We start from the raw sequence: 18,049 nt of genomic DNA, 5'->3' as shown, positions 1-18,049 counted from the left end.
AAAGATATAAATGGTTCATTATGAAAGCACTTATAGGCATCATTTCGGAGGAAAACCTTCGTAAAAGAATGCTCGCTATCGCTGCCGGTAAATACACGCCGGAACCGGGCGAGCCGAAAGTCTGGTTTGCCTCGCTTAATGCTATCGGGCAAATTTTGAGCAATGAAAATATCACTCTGCTACGGATGATGGCAGCACATAAACCCGAAACAATCAGTGAACTGGCGCGGCTGGCGGGCCGTCAGGTCAGTAACCTGTCGACCACTCTCAAAACCCTTGAGAGCCATGGTTTTGTGCATTTGCAGCGCAAGGGAAATACGGTTAAACCCACGGCGCTATTTACCGATTTCGTGATCCGCGTGGAAAGTGAACTTCTGGCCAACGGTAATGCGGCATAACCCCTCGCGCCGGTATGTCGCCGACTTGTGATGGTGTAGAATATAAGCAATATGCCCCTGCAATAGTTAAAAGGAATGCCTGATGAAAAACTCTCTTCGCAAACGCCTTTGCCTGACGGCGATGCTGACGCTGGGCGCGGTGATGGTCACCCCCGGCGCAATGGCTGAAACCAGCAAACTGATTATTGAATCCGGCGACAGCGCCCAGAGCCGCCAGCAGGCGTCGATGGAAAAAGAGCAGTGGAATGACACCCGTTCATTGCGTAACAAAGTGAACAAGCGCGTGGAAAAAGAGTGGGATAAAGACGACGCGGCTTTTGATGCCCGCGATAAGTGCCAGCAAAGCGCCAATCTCAATGCCTACTGGGAAAATAACACCCTGCGCTGTCTTGATCGTCGTACCGGCCGCGTGGTTGCGCCGTAAATTTTCGTCATAAGGATTTGACCATGAGTGAGATTAACGGCGTGAAGCTGCGCCCGCTGGAGCGTGAAGATCTGCGTTATGTGCATCAGATGGACAATAACGCCAGCGTCATGCGCTACTGGTTCGAAGAGCCTTACGAGGCCTTTGTTGAACTGTCCGATCTGTATGATAAGCATATTCACGATCAGAGCGAGCGCCGTTTTGTAGTGGAATGCGACGGTGAAAAAGTGGGGCTGGTGGAGCTGGTGGAGATTAACCACGTCCACCGCCGCGCGGAGTTTCAGATCATTATCTCCCCGGAACATCAGGGCAGAGGCCTGGCCAGCAAAGCGGCGAAGCTGGCGATGGATTACGGCTTTACGGTATTAAATCTGTATAAGCTCTATCTCATCGTCGATAAAGAAAACGAGAAAGCCATCCATATTTATCGCAAGCTCGGATTTATGGTGGAAGGCGAACTGATCCATGAGTTCTTCATTAACGGCGAGTATCGCAACACCATCCGCATGTGTATTTTCCAGCATCAGTATCTTGCCGAGCATAAAGCGCCCGGCAGGACGCTGTTAAAGCCTACAGCACAGTAGGCGGCGGGATCAGTAATAAGCGATGGTATTTTTGATGGTGAACTGACGTTCGACCGCCGGGGTGACGCTTTCATCGACGATCAGCAACTTACAGCTGACCGGGTTATCGTGGCGGTCGTAGTCGCAGCTTTGCTTCACATGGCCAAGCGGTTTGTCGTTCAGCACGCTGACGGCGGTATAATCGAGTTTCTTACGCTTATCCGCTGACGGCGTGGCATCCACCTGTAAGTGCATCTCTTTCGAGGTGGTGGATTTCCCCAATGGATAGCCTTCGGCGTCATAACGATAATCCACCTGCAAATCCTTACCGCGCGCCGTCACCACAAAACCTTTTTCATCCGTGTCCCAGGTCACCCCTGCCGCCGGGAACGCCGCCAGCTGGCATTTCCCCTGTAAACGCAGTCTTTTCTCGTTGGTTTGTCCGTCGAGATAATAATTAGCGTCCAGCAGCAGCGAAACGCCGGTATTATTTTCGATGTCGTGCAGCTCCAGCGAATCAAAACAGCCTTCCGTCGACAGCGTACCGGTGACGCGTTTCGCCACTTCCCCTTTATCATTCAGCAGGGTCTGACTGAAATCCTTCACCGGACCACGCAGCGGATCAAAATCAAATTCGTTTGAGAAGCTCGCCATCTCCGGCGTAAAAGAAGCCGGGCCCTGCGCATTATTATCACAGCCAGCAAGCGCTACCGTTAGCGCGGCCAGAATGATTGTTTTTTTCATGTAGATTACCAGAGGTGCAAAATATTCCCTCATAGTAGCAAATACAGCGGTTTGCCGCCTCACCCGTCTCGCCTGTTATGCGGAAGGTTCTGAGATTTCCCGCAACGGCGATGCTTCCCGGGCGGGCTGCTAAACTGTAGATAAATTCATGAGATAAGGGATCGTTTATGAAAGCTACATACTGGTTATGCGCAGGATTGATGCTGGCAGCGGCTCCGGTTATGGCCGCCCCGGAGTCCTGTGAAAACGTCAAAAGCGATATTGCGCAGCGTATCGTGAATAATGGCGTACCGGAATCCGGCTTTACGCTGGATATTGTCCCCGGCGATCAGGCGGATAAACCCGACGCGCAGGTGGTCGGCCATTGCGCCAATGACACCTGGAAGATCCTTTATACCCGCACCGGGGGGATGAGCGCCGCCTCGGGCAGCACCGCAACCAGCGACGGCGCCCGCACCGAACCCCAGTAAACTTATTCCCCCTGTCTTTACAGGGGGAATTTCTTAAACATTGACCTCAGATAATACCTTTCTACTCCCTTATTAGTACCCTCACACTTCCTCAGGCTGATAACTATTTCAGCTGTAATGCTATTCATTATAAAAACAGGGAGTGAGCGATGTCCGATGTCGATAATACCGGCGGTATCAGCCGGCGTACCCTCGTTAAATCCTCCGCAGCCGGTGCGCTTGTCATGGCGGCCGGTGGTTTCACGTTACCTTTTGGTCTGCGCCAGGCCGCCGCCGCGGTGCAGCAGGCCGTGAAAGAAAGTGCCGATAAAACCGTCTGGGGCGCATGTTCAGTAAACTGCGGCAGCCGCTGCGCCCTGCGCCTGCATGTGCGCGATGATGAAGTGACCTGGGTGGAAACCGATAATACCGGCGACGATGTCTATGGTCACCATCAGGTACGCGCCTGCCTGCGCGGGCGATCTATCCGGCGGCGTATTAATCACCCTGACCGGCTTAATTATCCGATGAAGCGCGTGGGTAAACGCGGCGAAGGAAAATTCGAACGGATCTCCTGGGACGAGGCGTTAAACACCATTGCGACGAATCTCAAAGGCGTGGTGGAAAAATACGGCAATGAAGCGGTGTATATTAATTACGCCTCCGGCATTGTCGGCGGCAATATTACCCGCTCATCCCCTTCCGCTTCGCTGGTGGCGCGTCTGATGAACTGCTACGGCGGCTTTCTGGGTCAGTACGGCACTTACAGCACCGCGCAGATCGCCCGCGCCATGCCCTTCACCTATGGCAGTAATGAAGGCAACAGCACCTCGGATATTGAAAACACGAAGCTGGTGGTGATGTTCGGCAACAACCCGGCCGAAACCCGCATGAGCGGCGGCGGCATTACGTATTTCCTTGAACAGGCGCGGGATCGTTCGAATGCGCGCATGATCGTCATCGATCCCCGCTACACCGATACCGCCGCCGGGCGTGAAGATGAGTGGATCCCCATTCGCCCTGGCACAGACGCGGCGCTGGTGGCAGGGCTTGCCCATGTGTTGATCAGCGAAAACCTTGTCGACCAGCCCTTCCTGGATAACTACTGCGTTGGCTACGATGAAAGCACGCTGCCGGAAGGCGCGCCCGCCAACGGGCATTATAAGGCGTATATTCTGGGCGACGGCAACGACGGTATCGCCAAAACACCGCAGTGGGCCGCCGCCATCACCGGCATTCCCGCCGATCGCATTATCAAACTGGCGCGGGAAATCGGTACCGCAAAACCGGCCTATATCTGCCAGGGCTGGGGGCCGCAGCGTCAGGCTAACGGCGAGCTGACCGCGCGCGCCATCGCCATGCTGCCGATCCTCACCGGCAACGTCGGCATCAACGGCGGCAACAGCGGCGCGCGTGAATCCACTTACACCCTCACCATTGAACGCATGCCGGTACCGGAAAACCCGGTTAAAACGAAAATTTCCTGTTTTACCTGGACCGATGCCATTGCCCGTGGGCCGGAGATGACCGCCACCGGGGATGGCGTGCAGGGTAAAGACAAGCTGGACGTGCCGATCAAGTTCATCTGGAATTACGCGGGAAACGCGCTAATTAATCAGCATTCAGACATCAATAAAACCCACGAGATTTTGCAGGACGAGTCGAAATGCGAAACCATAGTGGTGATCGAAAACTTCATGACCTCGTCGGCAAAATATGCCGATATTCTGCTGCCGGATCTGATGACCGTCGAACAGGAAGATATTATTCCCAACGATTACGCGGGAAATATGGGTTATCTGATCTTCATCCAGCCTGCCACCTCCGCGAAATTCGGGCGCAAGCCGATTTACTGGATCTTAAGCGAAGTGGCAAAACGCCTGGGGCCGGACGTCTTTCAGCGCTTTACCGAAGGCCGCACTCAGGAAGAATGGCTGCATTATTTATACGCGAAGATGCGGGCGAAAGATCCGCTGCTGCCGGCGTATGACGAACTCAAAGCAATGGGTATTTATAAGCGCAAGGATCCGCAGGGGCATTTTGTTGCCTATAAAAAGTTTCGTGAAGATCCGCAGGCGAATCCGCTGGAAACCCCGTCCGGCAAAATTGAAATTTACTCCGCGCAGCTGGCGGAGATCGCCGCAAGCTGGCAGCTGGCAAAAGATGAAGTGATAAGCCCCCTGCCGGTGTATGCCGCCACCTTTGAAGGCTGGGATTCGCCGGAACGCAAAACCTTCCCGCTTCAGCTGTTTGGTTTCCACTATAAAGCCCGTACCCACTCCAGCTACGGCAACGTCGATGTGTTGCAGGCCGCCTGCCGTCAGGAAGTGTGGATCAATCCCCTCGACGCGAAACAGCGTGGCATTGCACATGGCGATATGGTGCGGGTATTTAACGGACGCGGCGAAGTGCGCCTTGCCGCCAAAGTGACGCCGCGCATCATGCCGGGGGTCAGCGCCATGGGCCAGGGCGCATGGCATCAGGCCAGTATGACGGGCGACCGCATCGATCATGGCGCCTGCATCAATACCCTGACCACGCACCGTCCTTCTCCGCTGGCGAAGGGAAATCCGCAGCACACCAACCTGGTGGAAATTGAGAAGGTTTAAGGAGTAACCCATGACAACTCAGTACGGCTTTTATATTGATTCCAGCCGCTGCACCGGGTGCAAAACCTGCGAGCTGGCCTGCAAAGATTACAAAGACCTGACCCCGGAGGTCAGTTTCCGTCGCATCTATGAATACGCGGGCGGAGACTGGCAGGAAGACAACGGCGTCTGGCAGCAGAACGTCTTTGCGTATTATCTGTCGATTGCCTGCAACCACTGCGCCGATCCGGCCTGCACCAAAGTCTGCCCCAGCGGCGCGATGCACAAGCGCGACGACGGTTTTGTGGTGGTAAATGAAGAGGTGTGCATCGGCTGCCGTTACTGCCATATGGCCTGCCCGTAYGGYGCGCCGCAGTACAACGCCGCTAAAGGSCATATGACCAAGTGCGACGGCTGCCATTCGCGGGTGGCRGAGGGCAAAAAGCCGATCTGCGTCGARTCCTGCCCGCTGCGCGCGCTGGACTTTGCGCCCGTTGACGARCTGCGTGAAAAATACGGCAGCCTTGATGCCGTCGCCCCGCTGCCGTCCGGGCATTTTACAAAGCCGAATATCGTGATCAAACCCAACGCCAACAGCCGCCCCACCGGGGACAAAACCGGCTTTCTGGCTAACCCGCAGGAGGTGTGAGATGGGCAACGGATGGCATGAATGGCCGCTGGTGTTATTTACCGTCATCGGTCAGTGCGTCACCGGCGCGCTTATCGTCGGCGGGCTTGGCTGGATGGCGTGCGCCGACAACAGCGAAAACCGCGCCCGGCTTACCCGCAGCCTGTTTTTTCTCTGGCTGCTGATGGGCGTGGGCTTTATCGCCTCGATGATGCATCTGGGATCGCCCCTGCGGGCATTTAATTCCCTGAACCGCATCGGCGCGTCGGCGCTGAGCAACGAGATCGCCGCCGGATCGCTGTTTTTCGCCGTCGGCGGCCTGTGGTGGCTGGTGGCGGTAATCGGCAAAATGCCTGAAGCCCTGGGCAGGATCTGGCTTGTCGTCAGCATGGCCCTCGGCGTCGTGTTTGTGTATGCCATGAGCCGGGTGTATCAGATCGACACCGTGCCGACCTGGCATAACGGTTACACCACCGCCGCGTTTTTCCTCACCGTGCTGCTGAGCGGCCCGTTACTGGCGGCGCTGTTGCTGCGTCTGGCGCGTATCCCCTTTAACGGCGGCGTGTTTGCCTTTATCAGCGTGCTGGCGCTGCTGGCAAGCGTGGCGGTGGTGATCATGCAGACTGCGGATCTCGCCACGATCTCGTCGTCAGTACAGCAGGCAGCCGCCCTGGTGCCGGATTATGCCGCGCTCCAGGTCTGGCGTCTGGCGCTGCTCGCCGCCGGGCTGGGCTGCTGGATCTGCCCGCTGCTGTGGCATCGGGAGCCACAGGTGTTCAGTTTGCTGGCCGGGCTGCTGTTGGTGCTGGCGGGCGAGCTGCTGGGGCGCGGCGTGTTTTACGGATTACATATGACCGTCGGTATGGCGGTTGGTGGATAAATCAGGAGTGTTTTATGGATGACGCACAGCGTCAGGCGTTTGCCGTTGCCGCCCGGGTTCTGGGCGCGTTATTTTACTACCCGCCGCAGAGCGAACAGGCCGCCCCGCTGGTGGCGGCGCTACAGGATCCTGCCTGGCAGGAACAGTGGCCGCTACTGCCTGACGCGCTGACGCCGCTGGCGGCGCGTTTTACCGCCTCTGCCGATGAGCCGCTGCCGGACGCCTGGCAGCGCCTGTTCCTCGGCCCCTGGGCGTTACCCGCCCCGCCATGGGGATCGGTGTGGCTGGATCGCGAAAATGTCCTGTTCGGCGACTCGACGCTGGCGCTGCGCCAGTGGATGCGTGACAACAACATTGTTTTTGCGCCGGGACAAAATGAACCGGAAGATCATATCGGCACGCTGCTGATGATGGCGGCCTGGCTGCTGGAAGAAAAGCGGGAGGCTGAATGCGAACAGCTGCTGGCCTGGCATCTGCTGCCGTGGGCCGGGCGCTGGCTTGCCGTGTTCGCGGAACATGCTGCCCATCCGTTTTATCAGGCGCTCGGTGAACTGACGCGCTTAACCCTCGCGGCCTGGCAAACGCATCTGCTGATCCCGGTGGCGGAAAAGCCGCTGTATAAATAAGCCACGCCTCTGTGAGCCGCGCGGCGTCGGCCGTGCGGCTTTTTTGTTCAGCTGCGTGATAATCCCAAACGCAAACTGTTACAACGTCACTTTTACCGTCGCAATTTAAGATAATTCCCGACCCGCAAATCGCGCTATACGCCGCAAGGCATGGCAGCTGTTCGTATAAATATTCGCCCGATCAGAAACTTGCCGCACACTGGCATCCTTTCCGGCAGCTTGCTATAGCTCATTCACCCTGCCGATACATGGCATAACAACACGCAACAGACTGTTGCAATAACGCATGCACCCAGGGAGACACACTGCAATGCAAAGATCCCCCCTTGTTCGCGCGCTGCTTTTTGTGGCCGCGCTGCTTATTGTCATCGCCCTGCTGGTCTGGGGTATCGGCCTGCAAACTATCCGCGAGCGGCAGGTTGATCTGCTGTATCTCGGGCAACAGCACATGATCCTCGTCTTCAGTTCGATGTTCTTCGCGCTGCTGGTCGGCATTCCCAGCGGGATCCTGCTCAGCCGCCCGGCATGCCGCCGTTTTGCGGAGTACATCATGCAGATCTTCAACGTCGGCAACACCCTGCCGCCGCTGGCGGTGCTGGCGCTGGCGATGGTGATTTTCGGGATTGGCGATACGCCGGCGATCATCGCGCTGTTCCTCGCCTCGCTGCTGCCGATTGTGCGTAACACCTATGCCGGTCTGTGCGGCGTGCAACCTTCGCTGCTGGAAGCCGCCAGAGGCATTGGCATGACCAAATGGCAGAGCCTGCGCCAGGTGGAACTGCCGAACGCCTGGCCGGTAATGCTGTCAGGCATCCGCATCGCCACCGCTATCAACGTGGGCACTGCGCCGCTGGCGTTTTTGATTGGCGCCAGCAGTTATGGCGAGCTGATCTTCCCTGGCATCTATCTGAACGATTTCCCGACGCTGATCCTGGGCGCTGCGGCAACCGCGCTCTTTGCGCTAATCCTGGATACGCTGCTTGCCGCGCTGGGACGCGTGCTCAGCCCGCACACCGCCTGATAACAAGAATAAGGAATCCGGTATGAAATGGTTTACACGACTGGCAGGCTGTATGGCTGCCATTGCCCTGCTAAGCGCCCAGGCACAGGCCGCGCCGCTGGTGCTCGCCACCAAGAGTTTTACCGAACAGCATATTCTGTCGGCCATGACGGTGCAGTATCTGCAAAAGAAAGGTTTTCAGGTGACGCCGCAGACCAACATTGCGACGGTGATTTCCCGTAACGCGATGATTAACAAACAGGTGGATATGACCTGGGAATACACCGGCACCTCGCTGATTATTTTCAACCACATCAACAAACGCATGTCGCCGGAGCAGTCCTACGCCACGGTGAAACAGCTGGACGCCAAACTGGGTCTGGTATGGCTGAAACCGGCGGACATGAATAATACCTATGCCTTCGCCATGCAGCGTAAACGCGCCGAGGCGGAACACATCAACACCATGTCGGAGATGGTGGCGAAAATTGAACACATCCGCAAAACCGATCCCGACAACAACTGGATGCTCGGCCTTGACCTGGAATTCGCCGGGCGCAGCGACGGCATGAAGCCGCTGCAACAGGCCTATCAGATGGAGCTGGATCGCCCGCAAATCCGCCAGATGGATCCGGGCCTGGTGTATAACGCCATCCGCGATGGCTTTGTCGATGCCGGTCTGGTGTATGCCACCGATGGCCGCGTGAAAGGCTTCGATCTGAAAGTGCTGAAGGACGATAAAGGCTTCTTCCCAAGTTACGCTGTCACGCCGGTGGTGCGTAAAGACACGCTGGCGGCTAATCCTGGACTGGAAGAGGCGCTGAACACCCTCTCCGGTCTGCTGGATAATGAGGCCATCACCACGCTGAATGCGAAGGTGGATATTGAGCACCAGACACCGCAGCAGGTCGCCCGCGACTTCCTGCATGAAAAAGGCCTGCTGTAAGGAGCGCCCATGGATACGATTCATTACATGATGGACAACGCAGGCTATCTGATGAGCCTGACCTTCCAGCACCTGTGGCTGGTTCTGCTGGCCGTCGGGCTGGCGATTATTATCGGCGTGCCGCTGGGTATAGTGATTGTACGGTACAAATGGCTGGCGACGCCGGTGCTTGGCATTGCCACCCTGCTGCTGACCATTCCGTCGATTGCCCTGTTCGGCCTGATGATCCCGGTGTTTTCGCTGGTGGGACAAGGTATAGGCGCGCTGCCCGCCATTACCGCGGTGTTTCTCTATTCGCTGCTGCCGATTGTGCGTAACACCCATACCGCGCTGGACAGTCTGCCGCCCGGTCTGCGTGAAGCGGGCCGCGGTATCGGCATGACCTTCTGGCAGCGTCTGCGCTGGGTGGAGATCCCGATGGCGTTGCCGGTGATTTTTGGCGGCATTCGTACCGCCGTGGTGATGAATATCGGCGTGATGGCCATCGCCGCTGTGATTGGCGCAGGCGGCCTCGGCCTGCTGCTGCTGAACGGCATCGGCGGCAGCGACATCCGTATGTTAATTGCCGGCGCGTTGATGATTTGTGTGCTGGCTATTGTGCTTGACTGGCTGCTGCATCGTTTGCAGACCGCCCTGACACCGAAAGGAATACGATAATGATAAAACTTGAAAACCTGACCAAACAATTTACACAGAAAAACGGCCAGACCTTTAAAGCTGTCGATAACGTCAACCTGAATGTGCCGGAAGGCGAAATGTGCGTGCTGCTTGGCCCGTCCGGTTGCGGAAAGACCACCACGCTAAAAATGGTCAACCGGCTGATCGCCCCGAGCGCGGGCAAGATTTTGATTAACGGCGAAGACACCACCGGCATGGATACCGTCACCCTGCGCCGCAACATTGGCTATGTGATCCAGCAAATCGGTCTGTTCCCGAACATGACCATTGAGGAGAACATTACCGTCGTTCCGCGCATGCTTGGCTGGGATCGCGCGCGTTATAAAAGCCGCGCCGAAGAGCTGATGGATATGGTGGCGATGGATCCGAAAAAATTCCTTAACCGCTATCCGAAAGAGATGTCCGGCGGTCAGCAGCAGCGTATCGGCGTGATCCGCGCGCTGGCGGCGGATCCGCCGGTACTGTTGATGGATGAGCCGTTCGGCGCCGTCGACCCGATTAACCGCGAGGTGATCCAGACGCAGTTCCTCGACATGCAGCGTAAGCTGAAAAAGACGGTGATGCTGGTCAGCCATGACATCGATGAAGCCCTGAAGCTGGGCGACCGTATCGCCGTATTCCGTCAGGGACGCATCGTGCAGTGCGCCAGCCCGGATGAACTGCTGGCGAAACCGGCGAATGAGTTTGTCGGTTCGTTTGTCGGCCAGGATCGCACGCTGAAGCGCTTGCTGCTGGTGTCGGCGGGCGATGTTACCGATCAGCAGCCGACGCTGACGGTGCGTAAATCCACCCCGCTGGCGGAAGCCTTCGCCATTATGGATGAGAACGATATTCGCGCCATTACCGTGGTGGATGTGGACGGCAAGCCGCTCGGCTTTGTGAAGCGTCGTGAAGCGCGTAACGCCAGCGGCGACTGCGCGGAACTGCTGCATCCGTTCCGCGTCACCGGTAAGGCGGAAGATAACCTGCGCGTGGTGCTGTCAAAACTCTATGAGAGCAATACCAGCTGGATGCCGATTGTCGATGAGGAAGGTCGTTATAACGGCGAGATTTCGCAGGATTATATCGCCGATTATTTAAGCTCCGGCAGAACGCGCCGGGCGTTAAATATTCATACCGACAGTTGATCGTATTGCCGGGTGGTGCTGCTGAATTTGCCGGGTGGCGCTGCGCTTACCCGGCCTACGGGATTGCGACAGTCAGTAGGCCCGGCAAGCAAAGCGCCGCCGGGCAGKCCAGCTTAAGCCAGCACCCGATCCGCCGCCAGCGTGCGGTTAAAGGTCAGCAGATCGATATACTGCGCCAGCTCGCGCTGCTCCGCGCGCGGCAGATAAGGCAGTTCGCCGATCAGCGGCGCCGGAATTTTGCGGCTCAGCACGTTGATGATTTCGGCGTAATGGGCCAGCCCCGGATTAATGCGGTTCGCCACCCAGCCTATCAGCGGCAGACCATCGCTGGCGATCGCCTGAGCGGTTAACAACGCATGGTTGATGCACCCTTCCTGGATCCCCACCACCATCACGACCGGCAGTTGCTCCTGCACCACCCATTCCGAGAGCGGGCGCAGATCGTTCATCAGGCTGCGCCAGCCGCCGGTGCCTTCCACCACCACATGATCGACCTGTTCGCCAAGGGCCGCGAGGCCGCTGCTTAACAGGCTGTAACTGATCGGACAGCTGTGCGCCACGCTGCTCTCTTCTTCGCTCAGGGCAATAGGATTGAACGCCTCATAAGGCAGATCAATACTGGAGACGCTTTGCAGTACCAGCGCATCTTTATTGCGCATTCCTTCCGGCGTCTCTTTACTCCCCTTCGCAACTGGTTTGTACCCTGCCACGCTTCTGCCACTGGCAGCCAGCGCCTGCAGCAATGCACGTGAAACCACGGTCTTCCCGACTGAGGTATCTGTACCCGTTATAAAGAAACGCTTAAGCATCACTTACTCCACCGTTATGCTTCGGAAATATTAATCTGAACAATAATTCAGTGGCGGAAGTCTACGTTAAGGCGTAAGGAGTCGGCTTGAGGTAGCGCAATTTTTCTTACGTCAGTAAGAAAAATGTTAACCCTGCAACAGACGTATCAATAAAGAACCGTTATACATCGCGTCTTTTACCAGCGCCGCGCCCGCCATCGTCCCCTGATTTGAGAACTGCGTGCTTTCCACCACCATATGCCGGCTGTAGGCCGGAAGGGATTGCTGGCGGATACAGTCGCTGATGGCCGGAAACAGGATGTCGGCGGCGTGGCTCAGCGGCGAACCGATAAGAATTTTTTGCGGGTTAAACAGATTGACCATGATCGCCAGGATGCGGCCCACGTTGGTGCCGACGCCGGTGATAATGTCTTTAGCCAGCAGATCGCCGTCCTGCGCGGCCTGACACAGGGATTCAACGCTGAGCGGTTTGCCGTGCAGCATGGAGCTCATTGACTGGCTCATGCGCTGCTGCGCCAGCTCCAGCACGCTGTCGACGCTGGCAATGGTTTCCAGGCAGCCATTATTACCGCAGTAACAGCGCTTGCCGTAAGGGTCGACCTGAGTATGGCCGATCTCCACCAGGCTGCTGCTACCCGCGTGTAACAGGCGGCCATCGGTGATCACCCCCGCGCCCACGTTATGGTCGATGACCACCTGGATCACGTCACGCGCGCCGCGGGAGGCGCCAAACAGCGCCTCGGCCATGGTCCAGGCGCTGATGTCATGCTGAATGTAGACCGGCACGCCGGTGTGCGCTTCCAGCGCTTCGCCCAGCGCCATGTCTTTGACATCCTCATAAAACGGCATGCGGTGGACGATGCCATTTTCCGTATCAATGATCCCGGGCAGCGTAATGGCGATGGCGGTCAGACGTTCAAGCTGATGCTGATGGCGGATAAAAAACTGATCGATATGGGTAATGACACGGGAGATAAAAGGTTCATCCGACACCAGCGGCAGCGGTTGCTGCTCTTCCACCACCAGTTTGCTGCTCAGATCGCGCAGCGCCAGATGAATTTCACCGCGGCTGATACGCAGCGATAAATAGTGCCAGGCTTCGGTTTCCACCACCAGCCCGACCGCAGGACGGCCACGGCTGCCCGGCTCCTGGATTTCCGTCTCCTGCACCAGATGCGCCTCCAGCATCTCGCGCACAATTTTGGTGATGCTGGCTGGCGCCAGCTGCGCCAGGCGTGAAAGATCGATGCGCGAAACCGGGCCAAGCTGATCAATCAGGCGATAAACGGCGCCCGCATTGGTCTGCTTAATCTGATCAATATGCCCTGGCTGACTATCAGCAACCACCTAAGACTCCCTTATTTTCGAGCTTCGAAATAATCTGTGGGCTATGGTGAAGCAGTTCAATGAGGCCGTCAAATTTTTGATTAGCCTTGTGATTTACCGCACATTTTACCCTTTGCTTTGATGAATAAATTTACTGAATGGTCGCCAGCAGCTGTTCCCGGAAACGCGCCGCAGCCGATCCCTGCTCATGATGCTTCGCCCATACCAGCCACATTTCCGACACCGCATCCGCTTCCGCGATGGGCAGCCAGCGCATTTCGTCCAGCTGTACACGTTTAAAGGAGGCGGGCAGGATCGACACACCCAGCCCGGCGGCTACCAGCCCGATGATCGTCATTGCCTCCCCGACTTCCTGCGCAATAAAGGGCGTCAGCCCGTAGCGACGCAGCAGCCCGAGTATGTCGTCATACAGCCCGGTGCCGACCTGCGGATCGAAGAAGACAAAAGGTTCACGCGCCAGTTCGCTGAGCGTTACGCTGGTTTTCGCCGCCAGCGGATGATCACGAGGCACCATTGCCAGCAGCGGCTCGCGCAGAATAACCTGCCAGGCCAGCGTCTCCGGCAACTGGGTGTTGCGCATCAGCCCCAGGTCGAGGGTCCCCTCATGCAGCGGCGCTATCTGTTCCCGGGTATTGATTTCGCGGGTTTGCAGATGCACGTCCGGATAGCGGCGGCGAAACAGCGACAGCGTGTCGGAAACCGGCCGGATAAAGGGTGCCGATGAGGTAAAGCCAATACGCAGCTCGCCGGTCTGCCCCTGATGCAGCCTCGCGGCGCGGGCAGCGGCATCCTCCACCTGACTTAAAATCTGCCGACAGTCGGCAAGAAACTGCTTCCCGGCGGGGGTGAGTTCCACGCTGCGATTGGTGCGGGCCAGCAGCCGCGCGCCCACCTGCTGTTCCAGGATCTGAATTTGCTGGCTCAGGGGCGGCTGGGAGATATTAAGTCGGGCCGCCGCATGACCAAAGTGCAGCTCTTCGGCGACGGCGACAAAATAGCGCAGGTGACGCAGTTCTATATTCATTCGCTAAACATATTATTTGAGAGGATTAATATATTAGACAGAATATTTACATTTTCCTACCCTGTGGCGGTGGTCTTACCCGTCACCCTGAATCACGGGGATGTGAAGTTAAGGATGTTCTGTGAGTCATACAACCCCTGTTGATGTCGCTCCGGTCAGCGATGACGATGTACAGGTGATTTCCCGACCCGCCCCCTGGATCAAACGCGGCACCGCGTTGTTTATGCGCGTGACCCTGGCGATGTTTTCCGCCGGTCTTGCCACCTTTGCCCTGCTCTACTGCGTGCAGCCGATCCTGCCGGTGCTGTCCCAGGAGTTCGGCGTGTCCCCTGCCACCAGCAGTATTTCCCTGTCGATTTCCACCGGCATGCTGGCCATCGGTCTGCTGTTTACCGGTCCGCTCTCCGATGCCATTGGCCGTAAACCGGTGATGGTCACCGCGCTGCTGCTCGCCTCCTGCTGTACGCTGCTCTCCACAGTAATGACCAGCTGGCACGGCATTTTAATTATGCGCGCGCTGATCGGCCTGTCGTTAAGCGGCGTGGCGGCAGTGGGCATGACCTGGCTTGCAGAGGAGATCCACCCCAGTTTTGTGGCGTTCTCGATGGGGCTGTACATCAGCGGCAACTCCATTGGCGGCATGAGCGGCCGTCTGCTCAGCGGCGTGTTTACCGATTTTTTTTCCTGGCGTATCGCCGTGGGCGTGATTGGCTGCTTTGCGCTGGCGGCGGCGCTGATGTTCTGGAAAATTCTGCCGGACTCGCGCCACTTTCGTCCGACGCCCTTGCGACCCAGGACGCTTGCTATTAACTTTCGCCTGCACTGGCGCGATCGCGGCCTGCCGCTGCTGTTTGTCACCGGTTTTCTGCTGATGGGCGCGTTTGTCACGCTGTTTAACTATATTGGCTATCGCCTGATGCAGGCGCCCTGGCATCTCAGCCAGGCGATTGTCGGTCTGCTGTCGGTGGCCTATCTGACGGGCACCTGGAGTTCCCCGAAGGCGGGCATGTTGACCAGCCGGTTCGGGCGCGGCCCGGTGATGCTCGGCTCCACCGCCATTATGCTGGCGGGCGTGCTGCTGACGCTGCTGGCTTCGTTATGGCTGATTTTTGCCGGGATGCTGCTGTTTTCTGCCGGTTTCTTTGCCGCACATTCGGTGGCCAGCAGCTGGATCGGGCCGCGCGCACGACGGGCGAAAGGCCAGGCATCGTCGCTGTATCTGTTCAGTTATTATCTGGGATCAAGCGTGGCGGGCACGCTGGGCGGCGTGTTCTGGCATCGTTTTGGCTGGAATGGCGTGGGCGGGTTTATCGCGCTGCTGCTGATCGCCGCCCTGCTGGTGGGACGCTGCCTGCACCGGCGGCTGGGTTGATTAGCATTCTTTGCCGGGCGGCGCTGCGCTGACCCGGCCTGCACGTCTGCTTACGAAAATATTCCCGTTACGGATGATGCACCCATCAATTCACGGACCGCATCCAGCGTCAAGACTGCCAATATCACCCAATAAAATGGATTCATAACATCGAATTCTTATGTTGTTGGTTAACATGAACTTTATCTATTATGACACAGTATTATCTTTCCTCACAAAAACACAACTTTCGTTTGATGGAAATCAAATTACCCAATAAGAATTTACTCAAGTAAGATTATTTCGCAGCCCCTTCGATGACATGAGGCATTATGGAAAATAAAAATTACCAGCAACTCACCCGCATTTTTACCCGCCTGTCCCGCTTTTCTCACCTCTCTGCGATGGCGGGCTGGGACATGTTCACCATGATGCCGCCGGGCGGTAGCCAGGCGCGCGGCGAAGCGCTGGCGGAACTGAGCGTGCTGCAACACCAGATCCTCACCGATAAAAATGTTGCGGTATGGCTGGAAGGCGCGGCGCAAGAAAATCTGAATGATATTGAACAGGCTAACCTGCGCGAGATGACCCGCCAGTATCAACAGGCGGCGCTGCTGCCGGAAGCGCTGGTGGAAGCAAAATCGCTGGCGGGCAGCAAGTGCGAACACGCCTGGCGCAGTCAGCGTCCGGCCAACGACTGGGCCGGGTTTTCTGCCAATCTGAAAGAGGTGGTGAAACTCAGCCGCGAAGAGGCCCGTCTGCGCGCCGACGCTAAGGGCTGCTCGCCTTATGATGCGCTACTGGATATTTACGAGCCGGACATGACCAGCGCCCGTCTCGATGCGCTGTTCGGCGATTTAAAATCCTGGCTGCCGGATCTGCTGAATCAGGTGGTGGAGAAACAGGCGCAGCAGCCGCTGATCGCGCCGCAGGGCCCGTTCCCGGTTGATTTACAGCGGGAGATTGGCGTCGAAACCATGGCGCGCCTGGGCTTTGATTTTAACGGCGGGCGGCTGGACGTCAGCGCCCACCCGTTCTGCGGCGGCGTGCCGGACGATGTGCGCATCACCACCCGTTATGACGAAAACGAGCTGTTAAGCGCCCTGCTGGGCGTGGTGCATGAAACCGGTCATGCGCGTTATGAACAAAACCTGCCGCGTACCTGGCCGGGGCAGCCAGTGGCGCTGGCGCGCTCCACCGCCATTCATGAATCCCAGAGCCTGTTTTTCGAAATGCAGCTCGGGCGCAGTGAAGCCTTTCTGAAACAACTGTTGCCGTCGGTGGTACAGCGCTTTGGCGATCAACCTGCTTTCAGCGAAAGCAACTTTATTGCCTGGAACCAGCGCGTCAAGCCGGGTTATATCCGTGTCGATGCGGATGAAGTTAGCTACCCGGCGCACGTGGTGCTGCGCTATGAAATTGAGCGCGCGCTGATTAACGGCGACATTGAGGTGGAGGATATTCCGGCGCTGTGGAACGAGAAAATGCAGAGCTGGCTGGGGCTGTCCACGGAAGGCAATTACCGTGATGGCTGTATGCAGGACATTCACTGGACGGATGGCGGCTTCGGTTATTTCCCGTCCTACACTCTGGGCGCCATGTATGCCGCACAGCTGTTCCACGCCGCCAGAACCGCCCTGCCGGATCTGGATGCCGCCATCGCGCAGGGGGATTTCACCGCCCTGTTTGACTGGCTGCGGCAGAATATCTGGCAGCACGGCAGCCGCTTCACCACGTCGCAACTGATTGAAAACGCAACCGGCGAAGCGCTGAACAGCCGCTATTTCCGCCAGCATCTCACCGCCCGCTATCTGTAAATCCTCCACGCGCCGGGCCAGCGTGCCCGGCGCTGTACATATGGTTACACGCCGATACCAATGACTCACGGAAGCCGCGAATTATCAGGGATATAGTGTTTTCAACGGCCCCGCAGTGGGGTTGAATGTTGAAACCAATTCGAGGATCACGAGATGAAAAAAGTATTAGCTCTGGTTGTTGCCGCTGCTATGGGTCTGTCTTCCGCCGCTTTCGCTGCTGATGCTGCCACCTCCACCACTGCTGCACCGGCCGCTACCGCGACCACTGCGCAGGCTCCGGCTGCGACCAAAACTGCCCCGGCAAAACACAAGAAACACAAAAAAGCCGTTGCCCAGAAAGCGCAGGCTGCTAAAAAGCACCACAAAAAAGCCGCTGCTAAACCGGCTGCGGAGCAAAAAGCTCAGGCCGCTAAAAAGCATCACAAAAAACACGTAAAACATGAAGCCGCAAAACCGGCCGCACAACCTGCTGCATAAGTTGTAGCAATGTTATCTGCCCACATGTCCGGGCAGGCTAATAACACGGCGCTTAGCTTTCTGGTAAGCGCCGTTTTTTATCCGGAGGGCGTATGCTGGGGCGTTATCGGTTTGAGTTAATTCTCATCACGCTTATTTTATGCGCAATCGTTGCCACGCATTTTTATTTTTCC

General features: G+C 57.2%; 20 protein-coding genes. 15 read left to right on the top strand and 5 right to left on the bottom strand.

Going from position 1 to position 18,049, the window contains the following annotated elements; all coding sequences use genetic code 11:
• The 3 genes from QRD42_RS14150 to speG all read left to right on the top strand — a co-directional run.
• A partial coding sequence (locus tag QRD42_RS14150) for a MarR family transcriptional regulator (RefSeq protein ID WP_321987417.1) occupies window positions 1-398 on the top strand: 398 nt, incomplete at its 5' end.
• Between the two features lie 82 nt (window positions 399-480).
• Window positions 481-822, top strand: coding sequence for a DUF1283 family protein (locus QRD42_RS14145; protein ID WP_318372879.1), 342 nt, complete (start codon window positions 481-483; stop codon window positions 820-822).
• Window positions 823-845: 23 nt separating this feature from the next.
• A complete protein-coding gene (speG, locus tag QRD42_RS14140; protein ID WP_072568380.1) occupies window positions 846-1,406 on the top strand; it encodes a spermidine N1-acetyltransferase in 561 nt (186 codons plus the stop codon).
• Window positions 1,407-1,415: 9 nt separating this feature from the next.
• Here speG and QRD42_RS14135 read toward each other — a convergent pair whose 3' ends face one another.
• Window positions 1,416-2,129, bottom strand: a complete 714-nt coding sequence (locus QRD42_RS14135) for a YnfC family lipoprotein (protein WP_072568379.1) — start codon at window positions 2,127-2,129, stop codon at window positions 1,416-1,418.
• Window positions 2,130-2,296: 167 nt separating this feature from the next.
• Between QRD42_RS14135 and QRD42_RS14130 the strand changes: the two genes are divergently transcribed.
• The 9 genes from QRD42_RS14130 to osmV all read left to right on the top strand — a co-directional run bounded on the left by QRD42_RS14130 (window position 2,297) and on the right by osmV (window position 11,051).
• A complete protein-coding gene (locus tag QRD42_RS14130) occupies window positions 2,297-2,599 on the top strand; it encodes a DUF1161 domain-containing protein (RefSeq protein ID WP_072568378.1) in 303 nt (100 codons plus the stop codon).
• Between the two features lie 149 nt (window positions 2,600-2,748).
• Entirely contained in the window at window positions 2,749-5,187 is a 2,439-nt protein-coding gene (gene ynfE, locus QRD42_RS14125) for a selenate/tellurate reductase subunit YnfE (protein ID WP_321987416.1), read from the top strand.
• A 10-nt stretch (window positions 5,188-5,197) separates the two neighbouring features.
• A complete protein-coding gene (locus QRD42_RS14120) occupies window positions 5,198-5,815 on the top strand; it encodes a DMSO/selenate family reductase complex B subunit (protein ID WP_072568376.1) in 618 nt (205 codons plus the stop codon).
• A 1-nt stretch (window position 5,816) separates the two neighbouring features.
• Window positions 5,817-6,674, top strand: coding sequence for a dimethyl sulfoxide reductase anchor subunit family protein (locus QRD42_RS14115; protein ID WP_321987415.1), 858 nt, complete (start codon window positions 5,817-5,819; stop codon window positions 6,672-6,674).
• Window positions 6,675-6,688: 14 nt separating this feature from the next.
• Window positions 6,689-7,300, top strand: coding sequence for a Tat proofreading chaperone DmsD (dmsD, locus tag QRD42_RS14110; protein ID WP_321987414.1), 612 nt, complete (start codon window positions 6,689-6,691; stop codon window positions 7,298-7,300).
• Window positions 7,301-7,610: 310 nt separating this feature from the next.
• Window positions 7,611-8,321 carry an osmoprotectant ABC transporter permease OsmY gene (gene osmY, locus QRD42_RS14105; RefSeq protein WP_318363044.1) on the top strand — a complete coding sequence of 237 codons (711 nt, stop codon included), beginning with the start codon at window positions 7,611-7,613 and terminating at the stop codon, window positions 8,319-8,321.
• Between the two features lie 22 nt (window positions 8,322-8,343).
• Window positions 8,344-9,246, top strand: coding sequence for an osmoprotectant ABC transporter substrate-binding protein OsmX (osmX, locus tag QRD42_RS14100; RefSeq protein ID WP_321987413.1), 903 nt, complete (start codon window positions 8,344-8,346; stop codon window positions 9,244-9,246).
• 9 nt (window positions 9,247-9,255) lie between these two features.
• Window positions 9,256-9,903, top strand: coding sequence for an osmoprotectant ABC transporter permease OsmW (gene osmW / locus QRD42_RS14095; protein ID WP_072568371.1), 648 nt, complete (start codon window positions 9,256-9,258; stop codon window positions 9,901-9,903).
• Window positions 9,903-11,051: an osmoprotectant ABC transporter ATP-binding protein OsmV gene (gene osmV, locus QRD42_RS14090; protein WP_318363047.1), complete on the top strand. Its 1,149-nt coding sequence runs from the start codon at window positions 9,903-9,905 to the stop codon at window positions 11,049-11,051. Before osmW ends, osmV begins: the two co-directional genes overlap by 1 nt.
• Before the next feature lie 113 nt (window positions 11,052-11,164).
• Here osmV and bioD read toward each other — a convergent pair whose 3' ends face one another.
• From bioD to QRD42_RS14075, 3 genes are all read right to left on the bottom strand, one after another.
• A complete protein-coding gene (bioD, locus tag QRD42_RS14085; RefSeq protein WP_072568369.1) occupies window positions 11,165-11,860 on the bottom strand; it encodes a dethiobiotin synthase in 696 nt (231 codons plus the stop codon).
• Window positions 11,861-11,986: 126 nt separating this feature from the next.
• Window positions 11,987-13,207 carry a sugar metabolism global transcriptional regulator Mlc gene (gene mlc, locus QRD42_RS14080; RefSeq protein WP_072568368.1) on the bottom strand — a complete coding sequence of 407 codons (1,221 nt, stop codon included), beginning with the start codon at window positions 13,205-13,207 and terminating at the stop codon, window positions 11,987-11,989.
• Between the two features lie 130 nt (window positions 13,208-13,337).
• Window positions 13,338-14,231: a LysR family transcriptional regulator gene (locus QRD42_RS14075; protein ID WP_321987412.1), complete on the bottom strand. Its 894-nt coding sequence runs from the start codon at window positions 14,229-14,231 to the stop codon at window positions 13,338-13,340.
• A 121-nt stretch (window positions 14,232-14,352) separates the two neighbouring features.
• On the opposite strand from QRD42_RS14075, the gene QRD42_RS14070 reads away from it, so the two are divergent.
• Window positions 14,353-15,603 carry an MFS transporter gene (locus tag QRD42_RS14070; protein WP_321987411.1) on the top strand — a complete coding sequence of 417 codons (1,251 nt, stop codon included), beginning with the start codon at window positions 14,353-14,355 and terminating at the stop codon, window positions 15,601-15,603.
• A 50-nt stretch (window positions 15,604-15,653) separates the two neighbouring features.
• Here the strand turns inward: QRD42_RS14070 and QRD42_RS19615 are convergent, their stop codons facing one another.
• Window positions 15,654-15,749 carry a KPN_01571 family protein gene (locus QRD42_RS19615; RefSeq protein WP_415877714.1) on the bottom strand — a complete coding sequence of 32 codons (96 nt, stop codon included), beginning with the start codon at window positions 15,747-15,749 and terminating at the stop codon, window positions 15,654-15,656.
• A gap of 165 nt (window positions 15,750-15,914) precedes the next feature.
• Here QRD42_RS19615 and QRD42_RS14065 point away from each other — a divergent pair, with 165 nt between their 5' ends.
• Both QRD42_RS14065 and asr read left to right on the top strand, forming a co-directional pair.
• The gene (locus QRD42_RS14065) at window positions 15,915-17,399 is read left to right on the top strand and encodes a carboxypeptidase M32 (RefSeq protein WP_321987410.1); all 1,485 of its coding nucleotides are present in this window, start codon (window positions 15,915-15,917) and stop codon (window positions 17,397-17,399) included.
• 153 nt (window positions 17,400-17,552) lie between these two features.
• Complete coding sequence (gene asr / locus QRD42_RS14060) at window positions 17,553-17,876, top strand: acid resistance repetitive basic protein Asr (RefSeq protein ID WP_072568364.1); 324 nt, start codon at window positions 17,553-17,555, stop codon at window positions 17,874-17,876.
• Window positions 17,877-18,049 lie beyond the last annotated feature (173 nt).

The sequence above is a fragment of the Enterobacter sp. PGRG2 genome, assembly GCF_030291195.1.
Classification (GTDB): domain Bacteria; phylum Pseudomonadota; class Gammaproteobacteria; order Enterobacterales; family Enterobacteriaceae; genus Enterobacter_D.
Note: the sequence above shows the minus strand (reverse complement) of the source record. Positions and strands in the feature narration are given on the sequence as shown.